A 17,582-nucleotide genomic window follows, 5' to 3' on the forward strand; every position below is an offset into this window, starting at 1 on the left:
CTTTCCCTGAGGTCGGGTCTGGTGCCGTTGAGTCGGGATAGCTGATCTGATGCCTCGGCCAGGAGCTTGTCCTGGTGGGCCAGTAGTGCTGACCTCCTGCCGCGATACTCGGCCAGCAACGCGAGCCGCGCGGGTTGGCAGGGCCAGTCGGCGCCGCAGGCCCGGCACCGCCACAGCGGGCGCATGGGGTCGTGTGCGCGGATCATGGTCGGTTCCCGCCCGCGTGGTCACGTAGGCAGCGTTTGAGGTCACCACACCGGGGGCACCAACTGCCCGAGCGGCTTTTGGTCACCAGGCCCAGAATCACGCCAACGGCGAGCCCAACGACTACGGCAGTAGCAATGCCGACCATCGATACCCCCCTCAGTCTCGCCTGTCGGCGCCTCGGGCAGGCGGCCGGTGCGCGGTCACCAGCGACCTCCGTTGGCTCGCCACTGCTGGGCCGGAGTGAGCCAACCAACGCGGCCTACCTGGGGGTTGGCGACGGTGGGTTGAGTCATCCACGCCGGCAGATTGATCGACCTAGCTCGCTGCACCATCACAGGGCACAGGACACCGTTCCTCTGCTGCCGTGCGATCGCGGGGGACGGTGAGTTCTTCCTCTGGCGGCGGAACCAACGACTGGGGCGCATGTCTCCTCCTGCACGGCTGGGGATGTGGCGACCTATACGGGTTGCACATGGGGCGCTACGTCGAGTCCATCGTGCATCATGCACACAGGGCCATGCAATACACGTGATTCAAATCGGGTCGACCTTCGGGGTATCTGGATTCGCGTCTGCGTGAGTACGATGCGATGCATGGCCAACTCACGGCGGTACCAACCAGGCAACATGGCTGGTCGACGGCTCGGAATGATGCTCCGGGCGCTTCGAGAGGCGGCCGAGCTAAGCACGGCTCAGGTTGCGGAGCACCTTGCCAGCAGCCAGCCGAAGGTCAGTCGGATCGAAAATGCCGTATCCCCTGTATCCAAAGGGGATCTGATGCTGATGCTCAACCTGTACGGCGTCACCGACCCGGACGAACAAGATCGGCACTGGCAGCTTGCCCGCGCCGGACGAGAGCGGGGTTGGTGGGAGTCGTACCGGGACGTCATCACCGGTTCCCTCGGGTCATACATTGGATTCGAGAACGACGCCACGTCCTTGAAAGTTTGGTCCTTGGGAGTCTTCCCCGGGCTGCTCCAAACCGAGTCGTACGCTCGGGCGCTGTTTGCGGCGGACCCCGTACGAACGGAGCCCGAGGAGGTGGATCGGCTGGTGGCGGCTCGAATGCAACGTCAGCAGCGGATCGAGAACGACGGGCTGAGCTTGTGGGTCGTCCTTGACGAATCGCTACTACACCGTCAAGTCGGGTCCTCGGAGGTGCTTGCAGGGCAGCTTGAGCGAGTGACCGAACCACCATCAGGAGTTACTGTGCAGGTGCTGCCATCAAACATCGGATGGCATTCCGGACTGAGCGGCGCTTTCACGATCATGGAATTTGCGGAGTACCCCACGATCGCGTTCCGTGAGGCGTTGACCGGGGACACCCCGGTCGACGCCGCCCGCGATGTGGGGCGATACACCTTGGCTTTTGATCACCTCCGAGCTTCAGCCTTGAGCCCGGTAGAGTCACAGAAAGTCGCCGCGTCGGTGGCCCGTGAACTACGGAGGGACCAGGTATGAACCTCGACGGCGCCGTGTGGCGCAAATCCACCCGAAGTTCCGGTGGCGGTAACGGGGACTGTGTGGAGGTCGCCGACAACCTTCCCGGCGTCGTCGGCGTCCGTGACAGCAAGGACCCAACCGGGCCGGCGCTGGTGTTCGGTCCGGAGGCGTGGCAGGCGTTCGTTACGCAAGCCCGGCGCTGACAAGCACTTAAGCCCCCCAGTGCTGGCGCGCTGGGGGGCTTAAGCATGCCCGGTCCTCGACGTCAGGTATCACCCTCCAGATAGCCGATATCGGCTTCGAGCCCGGCCGTACTCGGCTGGTGAGCAGGCCGCGAACACCTGTTCGTGAGCACGGTCATCGGCCTCGGTCGGCCCCCCGAAAGGTCAAGCCGGTTGACGGCACGGTCAGAATTCGGGGGTGCGTGCCTTCCAGGAACTGGTTGACGAGGCAGCAGCGGCGGACGTGTCCGGGTGGAGCTTCGACTGGCTCAACGGCCGCGCCACCGAGCAGCGACCGCCATGGCGGTACTCACGTCTGCTCGCGTTTGAACTCATCGAGTACTTTCGCGGCCCCCTGCCCCACGAGCGTTTTGCTCGTGACCCACACCGGGAGGTCGCCGCCGCTCGGCGCTCCGGGTTGGAGATCGTGGAGCTGCGCACCACCCGCTGCCGGATGGAGTTCTTCGAGATCGGCGCGGTCGTCTACACCCTGCGCAAGTGCGCCTGGTGGGTACTCAACTTCGCCGTTGAGCGGCACCGCGCCCGACTCGAACGGCTCGACGCCCACATCCGCACCCACGGTACGTTTGTCGCGCACTCCACCAGGACCCTGATCGAGGTCAGCCGCGTACCCCGCCGAAAGGCACAACAATGATCGGAACCAAGATCGGCGCCGGGCGGGAGGCGGACGTACACGTGTGGTGCGACGATGCGATCGTCAAGCTGTACCGGCCCGGACTGCACGGACACCGCGCCGAGGCGAGAGCGCTGGCCACGCTGGCCGGGCACGGCGTCGCCCCGAAACTGACCGACACGGTGGAGTGGGATGGACGCGTCGGCCTGGTGCTGGAACGCCTAGACGGGGCAGACATGCTCACCCTGTTACAGCGACAGCCGTGGCGGATGCTCGGCGTGGCCCGCACGCTGGCCGCCACCCAGCTCGCCGTACACCAGGTGTCGGCCCCCGCCGACCTGCCCGAACTCCGCTCGGTCCTGGCCGGCCACATCACCGACGCCACCATGCCGACGCGGCTACGGGACCACACGCTGCGGCTCCTCGAAGACCTGCCCGAGGGGGACCGCCTCTGCCACGGGGACTACCACCCCGGCAACCTGATGCTCACCGGTGGTCGAGCCGCGGTCATTGACTGGCCCAACGCGACGCGTGGTGTCCCAGCAGCAGACCATGCCCGGACGATGCTGCTCCTGCGCTACTCCGCTCCGCCACCGGAGATACCACGGGTGTCTTCTAGGTTGATCACGAGCAGCCGGTCGGTGTTCACCCGCCGCTACGCCCGCGCCTACCGGGCTGGCTCGGTGCAGCCACTACCGCAGTCAGGGCCCTGGCTGGCGGTACAGGCCGCGGCTCGCCTCGCGGAAGGCATCGCGGGCGAACGAGCCACCCTCATCGCTCTCCTGGAGCGCCGCTACCACCAGACCAGGCGGTAACGGGCGGGCGACCCTCCGGCTTCGACGGCACGGCTCCCGTCTGTCCCTGTCGGCGGGCTTCCTCTGGGGAGACAATCAGCCAGGGACGCGGGACGCGTAGCGGGTCCGCCGAAGCGGACGAGGTAGTGCCAGACGCGCTTGAGATCCTGCCGGTGGTAACAGCTGGTGCGGACAGCGTCCCACCACAGCACCCAACGGCACCACGCCGCCGCCGGCGGCGCCTGGAACCGCTACAGCCCAACCCGCAACGCGCCGTGACTGGCGAGCGGCCGGTGAATACAAGAAGGTTGGACTACCGCGCACCCTGCCAGACTCACCGGCCTGTTTTGGCCCGGGCGCCGCCGAAGCGAAGCAGCTGAGCCTGTCTGGCTGACCTTGGTTGTATCAACCACTTGACACAACCAAGGTGTCCCGGCATTCTCGCTTGTATCAATCACTTGATACAAGGAGGTGTCATCGTGGTTGGTGCTTGGATTGTGGGGCTCCTGCTGGTGCCGTTGCTCGGCGTCGCGCTGGCCGGCCCGTCCGCGGCGGACGAGCCCGCAACCGAGCACATCCGACGCACCACCCGGCGCTGGCGGTGGGCCGGCCTGGCCGTCGGAGCGGCGGTCGCCGCCGTCACCGCCGGCTACGACCCGCTGGGACGAGGCGTCCTGCTGGCCGCACCCCTGTTCGGGCTCTGCGTGCTGGCCGGAGTGGTGGCGGGAGAAAGCCGGGTCGTCGCGCGCCCCGCCTGCAGCACCCGCCAGGCCGCTCTGGAGACCCGGCAGGTCCGCCACTACCTGCCACGCCGACCGTTCCGGGCGGTGGCCGCCGCCGGCACCGCGCTAGCCGTCCTACTGGCCGCTACCACCGCCGCTGGATCCCCCGACGGCCTCGGCCGCGCCGGCCGCGCCCTGGCCTACGACTGCGGCGACTTCATCGGCACCCACGGCCCATGGGCCGGCTCCTTCTACAGCCTCCCACTCGCCCCGCTGGTCGGCCTCGGCGTGCTGATCGCCGCGCTGGCGATGCACCGGCTCGTCGGGCGTCCGCGCCCGCAGGCCCCCGCCGGTGACATGGTGCGTGACGACGCCGAGCGGCGCCACTCCGCCACCGCCGTCACCGGCGCCTGCGGCGTGCTGGTCACCATCCCGCTCATCGGGATCAGCCTGTTCACCGCAGCCGGACTGCTGTCCAGCCCGTGCCGGCCCCTGTGGTGGACCGCCGCGGCCTGGGGGCTGTTCCTGCTCGTCCCGGCCTGGATCGTCCTGCTGGCCTGGAGCTCCGTCGCCGTCCTTAGCCCCGGCCCCCGCGCCGACCGGCCCGCCCCGGTGTCGGCGTGAGCACCCCGACCCTACGGGTCGACACGCAGGACCCCACGCCCCCATACGAGCAGCTGCGCCGGCAACTGTCCGACCTGATGCACACCGGAGCACTCAAACCCGGCGACCGCCTGCCACCGCTGCGGCAGCTCGCCGGCGACCTCGGCCTGGCCGTCGGCACCGTGGCCCGCACCTACCGCGAGTTGGAGGCCGCCGGGCTGGTCCGGTCCCGACGCGGCGGCGGCACCCGCGTCGCGGACCAGGCGCCCGCGCCACCCGCTGACGGACACCGCCAAGCGCTCGACCGGCACGCGGCCGCCTACCTGCGACAGGCACAGCTGCTCGGCGCCGACCGGGAAACCGCCCTCGACGCTGTACGCCGCGCTTGGCCCGCCGACGCGTGACACAAATCAGGCCCCGCCGCACCGGAATACCCGCGTCATCAGGCGATCATCGTGGATGCAGATCTCGCCGCCAGCACCACGCTCAGCGTGATTCACCGTGATTGCTGGACGAGCCATGAACACGAATACAAGACATTTAGATTACGCGACCCTGCCAGTCTCAAGCGGCCTACCCCTTTACGCAGACCACCTGCTTGAGGTGCGCTACCACCTCGACCAGGTCGGTCTGCTGCGCCAGCACGGCCTCAATGTCCTTGTACGCGCCGGGAATCTCGTCCACGACACCGGCGTCCTTGCGGCACTCCACCCCGGCGGTCTGCGCCGCCAGGTCATCGGTGGTGAAGCTCCGCTTGGCCTGCCCCCGGGACATCCGCCGGCCCGCACCGTGCGACGCGGAGCAGTACGCGGCCTCGTTGCCCTTACCCCGCACGATGTAGGAGCCGGTCCCCATCGATCCGGGGATGATGCCCAGCTCCCCCGCCCCGGCCCGGATGGCGCCCTTGCGGGTGACCAACACCTCCACGCCGTCGTAGGTCTCCTCGGCGACGTAGTTGTGGTGGCAGCTGATCGGCTCGTCGTAACTCACCTGCGGGAACCGGTCCCGGACCACGGTGCAGAGCAGCGCGAGCATGACCGCCCGGTTGCGCCGCGCGTACTCCTGCGCCCACCACAGGTCCCGGCGGTACGCGTCCATCTCCGCCGTCCCGGCGAGGAAGACCGCCAGGTCACGATCGGGCAGGGCGGCATTGTGCGACAACCGCCGGGCGATGGCCATGTGCCGCTCCGCCAGCTCCTTGCCGATGTTCCGGGAGCCGGAGTGCAACATCAACCACACCCGACCCGCGTCGACACCACCCTGCTCAAGGCAGACCTCGATGAAGTGGTTCCCGCCGCCGAGCGTCCCCATCTGGTTCATCGCTCGGCCTTCCAGCCGGGCGACTCCGGCGTGCAGGCCGCTGAATCTCCGCCAGAAGTCGTCCCATCCTGCCTGCGCCAACCCCCAGATCCGACGCGGGTTCACCGCCTCCTTGCGCTGGGCGAAACCGACCGGAATCGCGTCCTCGATCGCGCGCCGCAGCCCCGCGAGGTCGTCCGGCAGGTCGGCCGCGGTCAGCGAGGTCCGAACCGCCGACATGCCACAGCCGATATCGACGCCGACCGCGGCCGGCGAGACGGCCTGCCGCATCGCGATAACCGATCCGACGGTGGCGCCCTTACCGAAATGCACGTCGGGCATCACGGCTACGCCCTGCACCCAGGGCAGGGTGCCGATGTTGCGGAGCTGCGCAGCGGCCTGCGGTTCAATGCTGTACGGGTCGGTCCACACCCGGACCGGAGCCCGGGTGGAGGGCAGCACGGCGTACGTCATGATCTGCACTTCCTGACGGTTTGCGATTCACAGGTCTACCGAACACCGGAGTGCGCCCTCGCGCTCGGCACAACGGTTTCGACCTCGTCGAGCCCAGTATTGCGAAGACAACCGTCGAGATCACCGGAATATTGGGGCTCAACCCGTACTGGCAACCGACTGCCGATCCGACGAGGCCGGGTGTCACCGCACTGACCACCGAGATCAGGTGGTGGCGACAATGCACCGGCAGCAAGTCCGACTCGCGGCTGGCTTCGAGACCGGCGTTGCCACCGCCTGGCGCTACGTCCAGGAGGCGATAGCCCTGCTCAGCGTGGCGGCCGACGACCTGGACACCGCGATCGTCCAAGCCATCCTCGTCCTGCACCACGTCGAAGCGAACCGCTACGCAGGATGAAAGCGGCTCAATGAGCACGACTCACAAAATGTGTGCCAGAGCCCCGTTTGAGGGCTCTTCGAAGTTAAGCGGGGTTGAGGTGTCCGCGGTGGCGGCGGGTGGTCGCGGTACGGGTGCGTAGCCGCTGGGTTTCGGGGTTGCGGAACCTACCTCGTCGTCCAGCCGGACCCGCGGCAGGTGGCCGCGCATCTGGTTGAGCAGTTGGAGATCACGGACGTATCGCGCCTGGAGCTGCACGGAGAGCAGCACGCGACCGCCCCTCTCCATGGCAGCTATTCTAGTACTAGAATATTCGTCATGGAGCTGACTCCGGCTGAGCTAACCGTCCTAGGCTTGATCATCGAACGGCCGCAACACGGCTACGACCTAGAGCAGGTGATCGAACAGCGCGGCATACGACGGTGGACAGAGATCGGCTTCTCCTCGATCTACTACCTACTCACCAAGCTCGAGCGACGCGGTTTCCTACACGCTCCGAAGGCTCCAACCGGGAAGTCACGCCGCGTCTTCCACGCCACCGACGAAGGTCGCCGGGCCGCCGCACGTGGCGCGCTGACCCTGGTCGCCGACGCACAGCCGGTCCCCCATCCCCTGCTGGTCGGTGTCGCCAACCTGTCCCTACTCTCGGCGCAGCAGTACGCACAGGCGCTACGCACTCGACTGACGCAGGTCGAAGCCCAGATCGCTGCGGTCCAGGACGCTCAGGCGATCCAGGAACGGGACACGCAAGGCTTCCCACCACTCGCTACACGCGAACTGTTCTCCTATTCCCTCAGCCTCTTGGAGGCAGAAAGGCAGTGGCTCGCCAGCCGAGTCCAGGAACCCGATGATGAACAAGTCTGAAGAGAAAATCGACTTCAAGAAGACCCTTGACGCGTATCGCGCACAACCAGGTCGACTTCGTATTGTCGACGTGCCGGACATGCAGTACCTCATGACCGACGGCCACGGTGATCCAGGCACCTCAACTGCCTTCGCCGAGGCGATCGCGATGCTCTACCCAGTGGCATACGGACTGAAATTCACCAGCAAGCGAGACCTTGGGCGCGACTACGTCGTCCCGCCGCTGGAGGGCCTGTGGTGGGCCAAGGACATGAACTCCTTCACCACCGCACGGGACAGGACACAGTGGGATTGGACACTGATGATCATGGTCCCGGGGTGGATCGACCAGCTCATGTTCGAGGCGGCCATCGAGCAAGTCAGAGCCAAACACCGACCGGCTCGGCTCGACCACGTCCGCCTCCAGACACTGTCCGAAGGGAAATGTGTGCAGACGCTGCACGTCGGCTCCTTCGACAACGAGGGCGACGTACTTGAACACATGCATCACGAGTTCATCCCTAGCCACGGGCTACGCATGACCGGAAAACACCACGAGATCTACTTCAATGACTTCCGCAAGGTCGCACCAGACAAGCTACGCACCATCCTCAGGCAGCCGGTCACCGACATCCCGGCGTAAACGGGCTCTTCGAAGTTGAGCGGGATTCGCGACTGAGGTCGACCCGAGAGTGAAGGCTCGCAGCTCATCAATAGTCATCTGGGTATCTAGATCGGATAGTCACAAGTGAAGAGCTGCGAGCATGGTCAACGATACGACCCGGCTGCTGGGCCTGGACGGCCTGGTCGCCGAGCGGGTCGAGGTGGACGCCTCAGACGTCCCAGTGGTGGACCTGTCCACCGGTTGTGAACAGGCACGATGCTGTCCGCGGTGCAGGCAGCGGGCGCTACGGGTGAAGCAGTAGACCCACCACCATCAAGACCTGGCGGCCCGAAATCCTCGCGTTGCTGCGCACCGACATCACCAACGCCGGCGCCGAAGGCACCAACCGCGTCATCAAACCGGTAGCCCGCAACGCCTACAGGTTCCGCAACCCCGAAAACCAGCGGCTACGCACCCGTACCGCGACCACCCGCCGCCACCGCGGACACCTCAACCCCGCTTAACTTCGAAGAGCCCGTTTGAGGCGGCGTTGACAACGAATCGCCTGCCAAACGCACGCACGAGCAGGCTTCACCCTGCTCCGCCACCGCATCCTCCTCGGATAACAGCACCCTCCGTCACCACCGAATGTGAGACAGGGCCGTTACTTGACAGACCCACGGGGTTGGCGCGGGAGTCTGGGATGTGTCGAATGGTCCCGCCGAGGTTTCAGCGGGACCATTCGTGCCGGGTATCAGGGCAGTCGGATGGTCCAGGTGTTGGGGAAGCTGCCCGGACAGGAGGCAGCCGAGCCCTCGCCGATGATGACGTACCCGGCGGGCACGGGGGAGATCTTGCACATCACGGTGGGTCCCGTGGTGGACGGGGTAGTGATCGTCCAGGTGTTGGGGAAGCTGCCCGGACAGGAGGCAGCCGAACCCTGGCCGATGATGACGTACCCGGCGGGCACGGGGGAGATCTTGCACATCACGGTGGGTCCCGTGGTGGACGGGGTAGTGATCGTCCAGGTGTTGGGGAAGCTGCCCGGACAGGAGGCAGCCGAACCCTGACCGATGATGACGTACCCGGCGGGCACGGGGGAACTCTTGCAGATCGTCGTTGTCGCCGCACTGGCTGGCGTCGCGACGGTCACCGCCGAGATGATCCCGAGGCTGATGGCGGCGGCCGCCCCGAGGCGGCGCAGGGCCTTCGCCATCCGTCCACCTGTCTGCGGTCGTCGCGGCAGTCGCCGGACCCATTCCGGTCGAGTCATGCTGCTCCCTTTCGATCCCATGGCAGCGGAATGCGCTGCTGTCGTTATTTACTGCGATGATTAGCCGAGTGCTCTGGACATTTCAATGGCTACCATGATGGATAGACAAACAGAGTCTGTGCGGGTCGATGCGTGGCCGCGACCTCCGTAAACGCGTTCAGGGACTAGTGTGCCGAGTCGTTAATTCGTTGGCAGTATGCAGCGACCGTTTCGAGGATGTCGTCAGCCGCCTTGGTCTACACGAACGGTTTGGAGTCGGCGCTCCACGCCTCGATGAAGGGCCGGGCCACGCCGCGTGAACAACGCCATGGGTGGACAGGCTCGCTACCGGCAACGCCAAACTCACGCGGCACAGGTCCGCCTCGGACGGGTCCATGCCAGTCAGGCTCACGTCAGACAAGTTCGCGCGGTTCAGGCTCGCATTGTTCAGGTACACGTAAGTCAGGTCCGATGTAGTGCTCGATAGTCTTGGGAAGATCACTTATGGCTACAATTCCTCCCGTCTCGGAAGCCAATGGCGTTACCCTTGGCACTCGGAGATTCTCACGCCATGCAGCGGGTGTCCATTACGTGGCAGGTAAAACGAGCCCTTTCCAAGCCATCCGCCCACGCGCAGTGAACCTTCCCGAGTAACGGTCCACGACTCTGTGCAGTGCCCTCGTCTTGAACAGGCTGTTGCCGCGTTCGCCACCGCGCGGAGCCGGTTGTGGGCTCGGTTGGATGCCTGCTGCAGGTCGGTGAGCTGACCGTTCTTGGGTGTTTGCACGCAACGGCGGTGGTGTCGGCATCGCATTCATAGCCAAGGTCGGCCAGGGTCCGCACGTTCTCGCGGATATCGGCGAGGGTGGACGAGGCCGGGGTGAGCACGCAGGCGGCTGGTGTCGCGTTCCCGGCCGGGCCGTACTGGCGAGGTCCGCAGCGGCCAGGCGCGGGACTGTACAAATAACGGCCCTGTCTCACTTTCGGTGGTGACGGAGGGTGGCGGCTGTTGCTATTCCTGTGTGGCGGATGTCAACAGGCTTGTACAGGCGGTGATCTCGGGGTTGTCTCCGCTGGTCGTCGAGGACGTGGCCGACGAGGGTGAGCGGGTCGTGGTGCGGGCCCGCACGCCGTGGGACGCTGCGGTCTGCCCGAGGTGCGGGGCCTCGTCGGGACGGGTGCACGGCTATCACTGGCGGACGGTCGCGGACGTTCCGGGCGACGGGCGACGGGCGACGCGTGGCGGTTGGTGGTCCGGGTGCGGGTGCGGCGTCTGGTGTACCCGCACAGGCTGCCGCCGCACCTTCCGGGAACAGGTCTTCCGGGGTGCTGGAGCGATACCAGCGCCGCACAGCCCGACGCTCGACGGGCTTCGTAGCGAGCCACTTTGCCGCAGTAGGCCGCCAACGCCTCACGCTGCGCGTCGGCTGGTGACTCACCAAGTAGTTCGAGCGGTAGCGACAAGATCCACCGCTGGCCGACCGCCAGTCACAAATCGGGGTTCGGTGTCGGGTTCCCATTCCCACTGGGTGCCCGTCGTCTTCGGCACGATGTAGCTGTTGCTGCCTGCGGGAGCGGTGATGGTGTAGTAGCTGGACTCCGTTCGATGCACGTCGCGGGGTTCGCCGCGCCCTCCCCTCTCCGGGGTGTAATCAGCTGCACTACCATGCGACCATGTTGGTGTCCCCTCGCAGCGCCCGTCGTATTCCCGCCGCGCTCTTGCTGTCGACTGCCGTGATTGGGGCTGCGGGCGTGGTCGCTCCAGTGTCGAGCACCGCTGCAGTATTGGGGGCGAATACCGTGCGTCTACTGGCGAACGCGGGCTTCGAATCCGATGCGGATAAGCCCGAGTTGTGGTCCGGCGACGTAACCTCCGGGGCGGTGACGATCGTCGACTCCCCGGTCCGCAGCGGCCAATATGCCGCGCGCCTTGTGGATACCTCATCCGATTCTGGGGTGAGTCTGCGCAGTGCGCCGGTGGCAGTTCTACCCGGCGAAAGACTGACCGCATCTGCCTGGCTGAATCGAATCTCTGGCTCTGGAGGCTGGCTGTACCTGGAGTTCTGGCGCGCGGACGGCACGCGCACCTCGGCCTTTTCAGCGCCGGCTGGCGGCATGTCGGGGTGGCAGCAGGTGACCATCCAGGGTGTCACTCCGAATGATGCCATTACCGCCACCGTTCTGGCCTACAGTAGCTTCGCCGATGCGGCCACCACGGTGTGGGACGATGTCGAACTGGTGTCCCGGGCGCCAGGGCAGCGTCGGGTGCCCAATGCGGGGTTCGAAGAGCCCCGCGAAAATCCGAAGCCCACCGAGTGGTCGGTGGATGCACCGGGTGGATCGGCGACCGTCGTCAACACCGCTACTGCGGCACACACTGGCGTTAGGGCACTACAGATCGTTGATGTGTCGTCAAGTGCCGAGGTGTCGGCGCTCAGCCGAGCTGTTCCGGTGTCCCCAGGTGAGACGGCTACCGCCTCGGTGTGGGCGAGACGGATCAGCGGCACTACCGGCACCCTGTACCTGGAGTTCCGCGACGCCGCCGGAGTCCGCCTGGCCGCGGTAACCGACGACGTCGACGGTGTTTCGGGGTGGCAGCAACTTGGTGTCACGGGTACTGCGCCAGCAAGGACCACGACTCTGACCGTTCGTCTCTACAGCAGACAATCGTCCAGAGGTACCACCATGTGGGACGATGTCACGTTGCAATCTAGTCTGGATCGCCCCTACGACCCAGCCCTCGCCCGGGATGCTGTGGTGTTGGCGGTCGGTGACCAACGGATCGAGACGTACTCCGGCCTCAGCCGCGTCATGCACCCCGGAACCAAGGACGGTGATCCGGCGCAGGCGCATGTCGGTGCGGGTGTCGTACTGACCGGAACGGCCGCCGGCACCTGGGACGCCAACCCGAGGATCAGCGGTAGCGTTCTCCCCGAGGATCCGGGATACCGGATGTGGTACACGACGTCCTCCGGTACTGCTCTGGCCACCAGTGTCGACGGCCGTGTCTGGAGTCGCGACGGCCGCACCACGACGGTGACGACCAACGGCAACGGTGGTGTGGTGCGCAGCCCGACCTGGACCCCAGGTGGTACCGAGCCCCAGTACTTCACCTCAAGAAGCACCAGCGACTTCCGCTACCACGCTCTGCAGTCGGCAGACGGAATTTCGTGGAACGCCCTGACCGACAGCATGCCACTCAACGGCTGGGATGTTGTGAACGTGACCTGGGATCCAGCCACCCAACGGTTCGTGGCGATGCTCAAATACTACCCTGTGTCGTACCCGCAAGTGCCGACAGGACCACGCACAGTATGGGTTTCGACCAGTGTCGACTACAGAACCTGGACTACACCGCAACCAGCCTTCGCCGCTGACCACTTCGACAACGAACTGATTACCGATGCGGGCACCCACGGCGTCACCCCCTGGAGCGAGATCTACGGCATGCCGGCCATCCGACATGGCGACCAGTACCTAGGCCTGCCGTGGGTCTTCGACGTCATTCACAGCCCGAATCCGGTGCAGGGGGACCCTGGATTCGACAAGGGCCGCCAGAAGATCCAACTCGCCGCGTCCCGAGATTTGGTCAACTGGAGTCGGCCGAACCGCGACGAACTTGTCGCTCGAGGCCCTGAGGGGTCGTGGGACTGGGGCTTTAACCTCACTAGCACGACGATGCAGACTGTCACCGTCGACGGACAACAGCAGACCTGGCTCTACTACGGCTCATTTTCTGGTGAGCACAGTTGCTTAGCAGCGAACGTGGCAGCGGGTGACTGCCGAGTAGCTTACGGGCGCTCCAACATTGGCAGAGTCGTCTGGCCAGCTGACCGCTTTGTCTCTTTCCAGGCGGCCAGCGACGTCGGCACCGTCACCACCCGGCCACTCGCGCCTGCCGGCAATCGACTCGCCGTCAACTTCGAGCCGGGTGGCCCCGATGGATCCCTGATCGTGGAGGTGCTTGATCTGGCCGGCAACCCCATTCCCGGCTACGACACGGGTGCCGCCACCCCTGTCACCGCCGACTCTCTCGCCCCCGGAGCGATCGTCCGCTGGGGCGAAAAGACCACACTTCCCACCGACGTTGGCCCCCTACGATTGCGCTTCACCGTTACGAACGGAGATCTGTACGCATTCACCATCAACTGACCCTGATGCCGGCAACCGTTCGACAGCCGCTCGTAGCACACTGCATCGAGGGTGGGGCGGACAGTCTGCTGATCCGCCGCAACAACACCACCGGTGAACTGGGCCCTCTACCGCTGCTGGACACCCAACCGACCACCCTCACCCTGCTCGTGCGGGAGTATTGATCTAACGGCCCTGGCTCACTTTCGGTGGCAGCTCGGTCCGTTGCCCACGTTCCGGCCACCGACCGAGCCGGGTGATCAGGGCCGTCGAGGACGGCGACGGTCAGATACGGCCTTCGCGCTCGCTCTTCCTTCTCTGATTTGGTTCATCTTGGAGGATCAACGCGATGACCGTCTCTCATCTACGCAACACGGCCATCATGGGCAAGTCGTAGACCACGTGGACGCAACCCACTTTCGGCGGGCGCAACCTCAACCAGAAGCGCCGGGCATTCTGCTCTGCACTCTCTAGCGAACAAATGCCACTACCTACACTATTCGACTTGAACTTAAGTTCAGGTCAAGTAGTATGGTAACAATGAGCGACACGACCACCACGCGGGGGCTGACGGTCGGCGAATTGGCCAAACGCAGCGGCGTCCCGGCCTCGGCGCTGCGGTTCTACGAACGCCAGGGCCTCATCCAGAGCCGCCGCACATCCGGCAACCAGCGCCGTTACAGCCGCGACGCTCTGCGTCGTATCGCGTTCATCAAAGCCTCCCAGCGGGTTGGCATCCCACTGTCCACGATTGCGCACGTACTGGGCCTGCTGCCCAATGGACGCACCCCCACCGAGGAGGACTGGCGTCGGGTCAGCGACTGCTGGCGGGCGGACCTGGACTCCCGGATGAAGCTGTTGGCGCATCTCCGCGACGAACTGATGGACTGCATCGGCTGCGGCTGCCTATCCCTGGAGCGTTGTGCGCTGGCGAATCCCGCTGACGTTCTCAGCAGCGAGGGCCCGGGCGCACGCCGGCTACGGTGATGCCGACCTCGGTGACACCCAGCTCCGGGATGCACCGACCCACGTAGGCGGTCACTGGCGATGTTCCGCCATCAGCTTCTCCAGCAGCGGTACGATGTCGCTCGGGCTAGGGGTGGCCAGCATGTCACGGTGCAGTGCCGCCGTCCCGGTACGCAGGGAAGAGTCGGTGAGCAGGCGTTCCAGGTGATCGCCCAGGGTCTCGGCGCTGAGGCCGGCACCTTCGATGGTGAGCCCGGCACCTTGCGCTGCTACGTACCGGGCGATGTCAGGAAAGTCGCCGCCCTGAGTCGGGATGACGAGCTGAGGCACTTGGTGCGCGACGGCGGTGGCGAACGTGCCGGCTCCACCGTGGTGCACTATGCCGGCACACGTCGGCAGCAGAAGGTTGAGCGGGATGAAGTCGACCGTACGGACGTTGTCCGGCACGGTGATCGACGTCAGCTGCTTCTGATCGAGGGTCGCGACCACTTCGATGTCCATACCGGCGACGATCTCGAACAGGTCGGACAGGGAGATCGCGCCGTCTCTGGTAAAGAACTTGCGCCCGCTCACACCGAGGGTCAGGCAGACACGGGGCCGGTCACCGGCGGCATACGTCCATGGCGGAATGACCGCAGCGCTGTTGTAAGGGACCCAGCGCATCGGCACGGTCCGTACGTCGAGGGGCAGTCTCATTCGCGCCGGCATCGGATCGATGGTCCATTGGCCAAGCAGCAACTCCTCGCTAAACGTCAGGCCGTACCGCTTGAGTGTGGGTTCGAGCACCTCGGCCATCAGATCTTCGGAGATCCCGGAATCAGCCGCCTGCAGCCGCTCGCGGAATCGCAGCCGGGTCCACCCCATGTGGTCTAGGCCCCAGAGCAGCCGCGCATGGGCAGCGCCACATGCCGCCGCGGCGATCGCCCCAGGGAAGAACAACGGGTCCCAGAGGACCAGATCGGGCTCCCATCGCCTGGCGATGCTGACTAGGTCGTCGACGGCAGAACTCGCGGCCGTACTGGCACCGGCCTCGTGGTAGGCGGCGAATGGCGCGAGCATGTAGTGACGGACCGCCGTGTCGAGGTTCGTGTCGCCGGGGTCGATGTCCAAGGCGTCCGCGATCCGGGTCAGCACCGGGTTGTGGAAAGTGGCTCCCACCGCCGCCGTGAGATCGAAAACTCCCCCGACGGGGGCGGCGGATAGTCCGGACGCGGTGATCGTCTCGTTCATGTCCGGATGCGTTGTGACACAGACCTCGTGGCCCGCTGCCGAAAGGGCCCAGGCCAGCGGCACAACCGGGTAGAAGTGCGCCGCAGCGGGGAGAATGCCGATCAGTACACGCATGACGTACTCAAGCTCCTACAGTGTCGTCTCGGGCGGAAACGTTGTCACGGGGTGGTACCGACTCGTGGTCGGCACCGGCAGGCGGGGATACTCGGTCGTCGCTGTCTCGATGCTCCCGGCGCAGCAGGATGCCGACGGCGATCGCCAGAGTGACCAACACCGCGCTACTGATCGCCGATGTCACCGCCATCCCTGTGGTGAACGCCTCACGGGCAGCGGCGAGCAGACCGTCTCGGAGCTCGCCGGGCAGCTCGGCCGCCACACTGACCGCGCCGCCCAGCGTGCCCGTGGCGACCTCCATCGACTCGGGCGGGGTCGTCACGGGCGCGGACCCGGACAGTTCCTGGCGATAGACGACACCGCCGATGCTGCCCAGTACTGCGATGCCCAGGGCGAGGCCGAGCTCGCTTCCAGTCTCGGAGATGGCCGACGCCGACCCGGCGCGTTCCTCGGGAGCCGCCCCGACGGCCAGGTCCGTGCTTAGGGTCATCGCGCCGGAGATGCCGAGAGAGGCGATGACCATGCTGACCAGCAGCAAGGTGAGCCCTGTGGCCGAGCCGATTCCGGCCAGAGTACCGAAGCCCACGGCGCCGAGCGCCAGGCCGCCCGCCATCACCGCCGAGCGCGACAGGCGGCGGACGGCAAGCGGCGCCAGCATCGCCCCGGTGACGCCCATGAGCGTCCACGGCAGGGACCAGAGTCCGGCTCGTAGCGGGGACATGTCGAGGACGAGCTGGAGGTACTGGCCGGCGAAGAACTGCACGCCCGCCATCGCGAAGACCGCCAGGGTCTGCATGGCGACGGCCACTCCGAACGTTCGGCGGGTGAACAACGCCAGGTCGAGCAGGGGGTCCGGCAAAGTCCTCTGCCGGCGGACGAAGAGCCAGCCGAGACCGGCACCCAGGGCGATGCACGCCCACGGCAGTAGACCGCTGGCCCCCTCGGCGAACTGCTTGAACCCGAACACCACGGCCAGAATGGTGACCAGCGAGACAAGGGCGCTGAGCAGGTCCGGGCGGCCGGCGACGGGATCCGCCACCTCCGGGAGGAGCATCGGACCAATGATCAGTAATAGCACCATCACTGGCACGCCGAGCAGAAACACCGACCCCCACCAGTAGGACTCAAGGAGAGCCCCACCGACCAGCGGTCCGATCGCGGTCCCGGTGACAAAGCTGGTCATCCAGACACCGATCGCCATCCCACGCTGCGCCGGGTTCTGGAACATGCTACGGATCAACGCCAGCGTCGAGGGCATCAGTGTGGCCCCGGCGACGCCGAGCAGCGCCCGGGTGAGGATAAGCATCTCCGGCGTGGTGGAGAAGGACGCCAGCAACGACGCGACACCGAACCCGAATGCGCCGATCAACAACAGCCGACGTCGGCCGATCCGGTCGCCGAGCGACCCCATCGTGATCAGGAAGCCGGCGATGAGGAAGCCGTAGATGTCAGTGATCCAGAGCAGTTCCGAACTGCTCGGTTTGAGCGCTTCGCTGAGTGCCGGCACCGCCAGGTGCAGCACCGTGAGGTCCATCGCCACCAACAGCGTCGGCAGGGCCAGGGCGGCGAGACCCCACCACTCTCGCCGCCCCGCCCGCTGTGACTCCTGAGCCGCCATGACACACCTTCCTATTGAAAATGAAGGGATTTATGGTCGATGTACGACATCG

At 66.0% G+C, this 17,582-nt stretch carries 18 protein-coding genes and 4 pseudogenes; 15 read left to right on the forward strand and 7 right to left on the reverse strand.

Annotated elements, in window-relative coordinates:
- Positions 1-206 (reverse strand): annotated as a pseudogene (locus B116_RS26430) (flavin reductase); the annotation flags it as partial.
- Positions 207-854: 648 nt separating this feature from the next.
- Here B116_RS26430 and B116_RS0109080 point away from each other — a divergent pair.
- From B116_RS0109080 to B116_RS0109105, 6 genes are all read left to right on the forward strand, one after another.
- Complete coding sequence (locus B116_RS0109080) at positions 855-1,667, forward strand: helix-turn-helix domain-containing protein (protein WP_188116015.1); 813 nt, start codon at positions 855-857, stop codon at positions 1,665-1,667.
- A complete protein-coding gene (locus B116_RS0109085; protein WP_027659882.1) occupies positions 1,664-1,852 on the forward strand; it encodes a DUF397 domain-containing protein in 189 nt (62 codons plus the stop codon). Before B116_RS0109080 ends, B116_RS0109085 begins: the two co-directional genes overlap by 4 nt.
- A 217-nt stretch (positions 1,853-2,069) precedes the next feature.
- Positions 2,070-2,525, forward strand: coding sequence for a hypothetical protein (locus tag B116_RS0109090; RefSeq protein ID WP_027659883.1), 456 nt, complete (start codon positions 2,070-2,072; stop codon positions 2,523-2,525).
- A complete protein-coding gene (locus tag B116_RS0109095) occupies positions 2,522-3,319 on the forward strand; it encodes a phosphotransferase family protein (protein WP_027659884.1) in 798 nt (265 codons plus the stop codon). Before B116_RS0109090 ends, B116_RS0109095 begins: the two co-directional genes overlap by 4 nt.
- 458 nt (positions 3,320-3,777) lie before the next feature.
- Positions 3,778-4,644 (forward strand): hypothetical protein, encoded by an 867-nt coding sequence (locus B116_RS0109100; protein ID WP_223874541.1) that lies wholly within the window; start codon positions 3,778-3,780, stop codon positions 4,642-4,644.
- The gene (locus tag B116_RS0109105) at positions 4,641-5,027 is read left to right on the forward strand and encodes a GntR family transcriptional regulator (RefSeq protein ID WP_018722233.1); all 387 of its coding nucleotides are present in this window, start codon (positions 4,641-4,643) and stop codon (positions 5,025-5,027) included. Before B116_RS0109100 ends, B116_RS0109105 begins: the two co-directional genes overlap by 4 nt.
- Before the next feature lie 169 nt (positions 5,028-5,196).
- Here B116_RS0109105 and B116_RS0109110 read toward each other — a convergent pair whose 3' ends face one another.
- Positions 5,197-6,396: an RtcB family protein gene (locus tag B116_RS0109110; RefSeq protein WP_027659886.1), complete on the reverse strand. Its 1,200-nt coding sequence runs from the start codon at positions 6,394-6,396 to the stop codon at positions 5,197-5,199.
- Positions 6,397-6,634: 238 nt separating this feature from the next.
- On the opposite strand from B116_RS0109110, the pseudogene B116_RS28975 reads away from it, so the two are divergent.
- Positions 6,635-6,739, forward strand: a pseudogene (locus B116_RS28975) (IS5/IS1182 family transposase); the annotation flags it as partial.
- A gap of 75 nt (positions 6,740-6,814) precedes the next feature.
- Here B116_RS28975 and B116_RS0109120 read toward each other — a convergent pair.
- Entirely contained in the window at positions 6,815-7,060 is a 246-nt protein-coding gene (locus B116_RS0109120; protein ID WP_155255733.1) for a hypothetical protein, read from the reverse strand.
- Positions 7,061-7,090: 30 nt separating this feature from the next.
- Here B116_RS0109120 and B116_RS0109125 point away from each other — a divergent pair, with 30 nt between their 5' ends.
- The 4 genes and pseudogenes from B116_RS0109125 to B116_RS24875 all read left to right on the forward strand — a co-directional run.
- Positions 7,091-7,636 (forward strand): PadR family transcriptional regulator, encoded by a 546-nt coding sequence (locus tag B116_RS0109125; protein ID WP_018722237.1) that lies wholly within the window; start codon positions 7,091-7,093, stop codon positions 7,634-7,636.
- Positions 7,623-8,258: a GyrI-like domain-containing protein gene (locus B116_RS0109130; RefSeq protein ID WP_027659888.1), complete on the forward strand. Its 636-nt coding sequence runs from the start codon at positions 7,623-7,625 to the stop codon at positions 8,256-8,258. Before B116_RS0109125 ends, B116_RS0109130 begins: the two co-directional genes overlap by 14 nt.
- 121 nt (positions 8,259-8,379) lie before the next feature.
- On the forward strand, positions 8,380-8,541 hold the full coding sequence (locus B116_RS27400; RefSeq protein WP_155255734.1) for a hypothetical protein: 162 nt from the start codon (positions 8,380-8,382) through the stop codon (positions 8,539-8,541).
- A 4-nt stretch (positions 8,542-8,545) separates the two neighbouring features.
- Positions 8,546-8,743 (forward strand): annotated as a pseudogene (locus B116_RS24875) (transposase); the annotation flags it as partial.
- A gap of 230 nt (positions 8,744-8,973) precedes the next feature.
- Here the strand turns inward: B116_RS24875 and B116_RS27405 are convergent.
- Together B116_RS27405 and B116_RS28980 are read right to left on the reverse strand one after the other, a co-directional pair.
- The gene (locus B116_RS27405; RefSeq protein ID WP_155255735.1) at positions 8,974-9,435 is read right to left on the reverse strand and encodes a hypothetical protein; all 462 of its coding nucleotides are present in this window, start codon (positions 9,433-9,435) and stop codon (positions 8,974-8,976) included.
- 214 nt (positions 9,436-9,649) lie between these two features.
- Positions 9,650-9,973, reverse strand: coding sequence for a pentapeptide repeat-containing protein (locus tag B116_RS28980; RefSeq protein WP_155255736.1), 324 nt, complete (start codon positions 9,971-9,973; stop codon positions 9,650-9,652).
- Positions 9,974-10,493: 520 nt separating this feature from the next.
- Between B116_RS28980 and B116_RS26450 the strand changes: the two are divergent.
- The 4 genes and pseudogenes from B116_RS26450 to soxR all read left to right on the forward strand — a co-directional run.
- A pseudogene (locus B116_RS26450) lies at positions 10,494-10,830 on the forward strand (ISL3 family transposase); the annotation flags it as partial.
- A 597-nt stretch (positions 10,831-11,427) separates the two neighbouring features.
- Positions 11,428-13,623, forward strand: a complete 2,196-nt coding sequence (locus tag B116_RS0109160) for a carbohydrate binding domain-containing protein (RefSeq protein WP_027659891.1) — start codon at positions 11,428-11,430, stop codon at positions 13,621-13,623.
- Positions 13,624-13,628: 5 nt separating this feature from the next.
- Positions 13,629-13,787, forward strand: a complete 159-nt coding sequence (locus B116_RS27415) for a hypothetical protein (protein WP_155255737.1) — start codon at positions 13,629-13,631, stop codon at positions 13,785-13,787.
- Positions 13,788-14,142: 355 nt separating this feature from the next.
- The gene (gene soxR, locus B116_RS0109170; protein ID WP_018722240.1) at positions 14,143-14,589 is read left to right on the forward strand and encodes a redox-sensitive transcriptional activator SoxR; all 447 of its coding nucleotides are present in this window, start codon (positions 14,143-14,145) and stop codon (positions 14,587-14,589) included.
- A 51-nt stretch (positions 14,590-14,640) separates the two neighbouring features.
- On the opposite strand, the gene B116_RS0109175 is transcribed toward soxR, so the two are convergent.
- Positions 14,641-15,912 (reverse strand): activator-dependent family glycosyltransferase, encoded by a 1,272-nt coding sequence (locus B116_RS0109175; RefSeq protein WP_027659892.1) that lies wholly within the window; start codon positions 15,910-15,912, stop codon positions 14,641-14,643.
- Between the two features lie 7 nt (positions 15,913-15,919).
- The gene (locus tag B116_RS0109180; RefSeq protein ID WP_027659893.1) at positions 15,920-17,530 is read right to left on the reverse strand and encodes an MFS transporter; all 1,611 of its coding nucleotides are present in this window, start codon (positions 17,528-17,530) and stop codon (positions 15,920-15,922) included.
- Between the last annotated feature and the right edge of the window lie 52 nt (positions 17,531-17,582).

This window comes from Salinispora fenicalii, assembly GCF_000514815.1.
Classification (GTDB): domain Bacteria; phylum Actinomycetota; class Actinomycetes; order Mycobacteriales; family Micromonosporaceae; genus Micromonospora; species Micromonospora fenicalii.

Coding starts and splice junctions, on each gene's coding strand:
- B116_RS0109080 (WP_188116015.1), top strand. CDS start 855: ATGATGCTCCGGGCGCTTCGAGAGGCGGCCGAGCTAAGCACGGCTCAG.
- B116_RS0109120 (WP_155255733.1), bottom strand. CDS start 7,060: ATGGAGAGGGGCGGTCGCGTGCTGCTCTCCGTGCAGCTCCAGGCGCGA.
- B116_RS27405 (WP_155255735.1), bottom strand. CDS start 9,435: ATGGCGAAGGCCCTGCGCCGCCTCGGGGCGGCCGCCGCCATCAGCCTC.
- soxR (WP_018722240.1), top strand. CDS start 14,143: ATGAGCGACACGACCACCACGCGGGGGCTGACGGTCGGCGAATTGGCC.
- B116_RS27400 (WP_155255734.1), top strand. CDS start 8,380: ATGGTCAACGATACGACCCGGCTGCTGGGCCTGGACGGCCTGGTCGCC.
- B116_RS0109125 (WP_018722237.1), top strand. CDS start 7,091: ATGGAGCTGACTCCGGCTGAGCTAACCGTCCTAGGCTTGATCATCGAA.
- B116_RS27415 (WP_155255737.1), top strand. CDS start 13,629: ATGCCGGCAACCGTTCGACAGCCGCTCGTAGCACACTGCATCGAGGGT.
- B116_RS0109180 (WP_027659893.1), bottom strand. CDS start 17,530: ATGGCGGCTCAGGAGTCACAGCGGGCGGGGCGGCGAGAGTGGTGGGGT.
- B116_RS0109175 (WP_027659892.1), bottom strand. CDS start 15,912: ATGCGTGTACTGATCGGCATTCTCCCCGCTGCGGCGCACTTCTACCCG.
- B116_RS0109095 (WP_027659884.1), top strand. CDS start 2,522: ATGATCGGAACCAAGATCGGCGCCGGGCGGGAGGCGGACGTACACGTG.
- B116_RS0109130 (WP_027659888.1), top strand. CDS start 7,623: ATGAACAAGTCTGAAGAGAAAATCGACTTCAAGAAGACCCTTGACGCG.
- B116_RS0109110 (WP_027659886.1), bottom strand. CDS start 6,396: ATGACGTACGCCGTGCTGCCCTCCACCCGGGCTCCGGTCCGGGTGTGG.
- B116_RS0109085 (WP_027659882.1), top strand. CDS start 1,664: ATGAACCTCGACGGCGCCGTGTGGCGCAAATCCACCCGAAGTTCCGGT.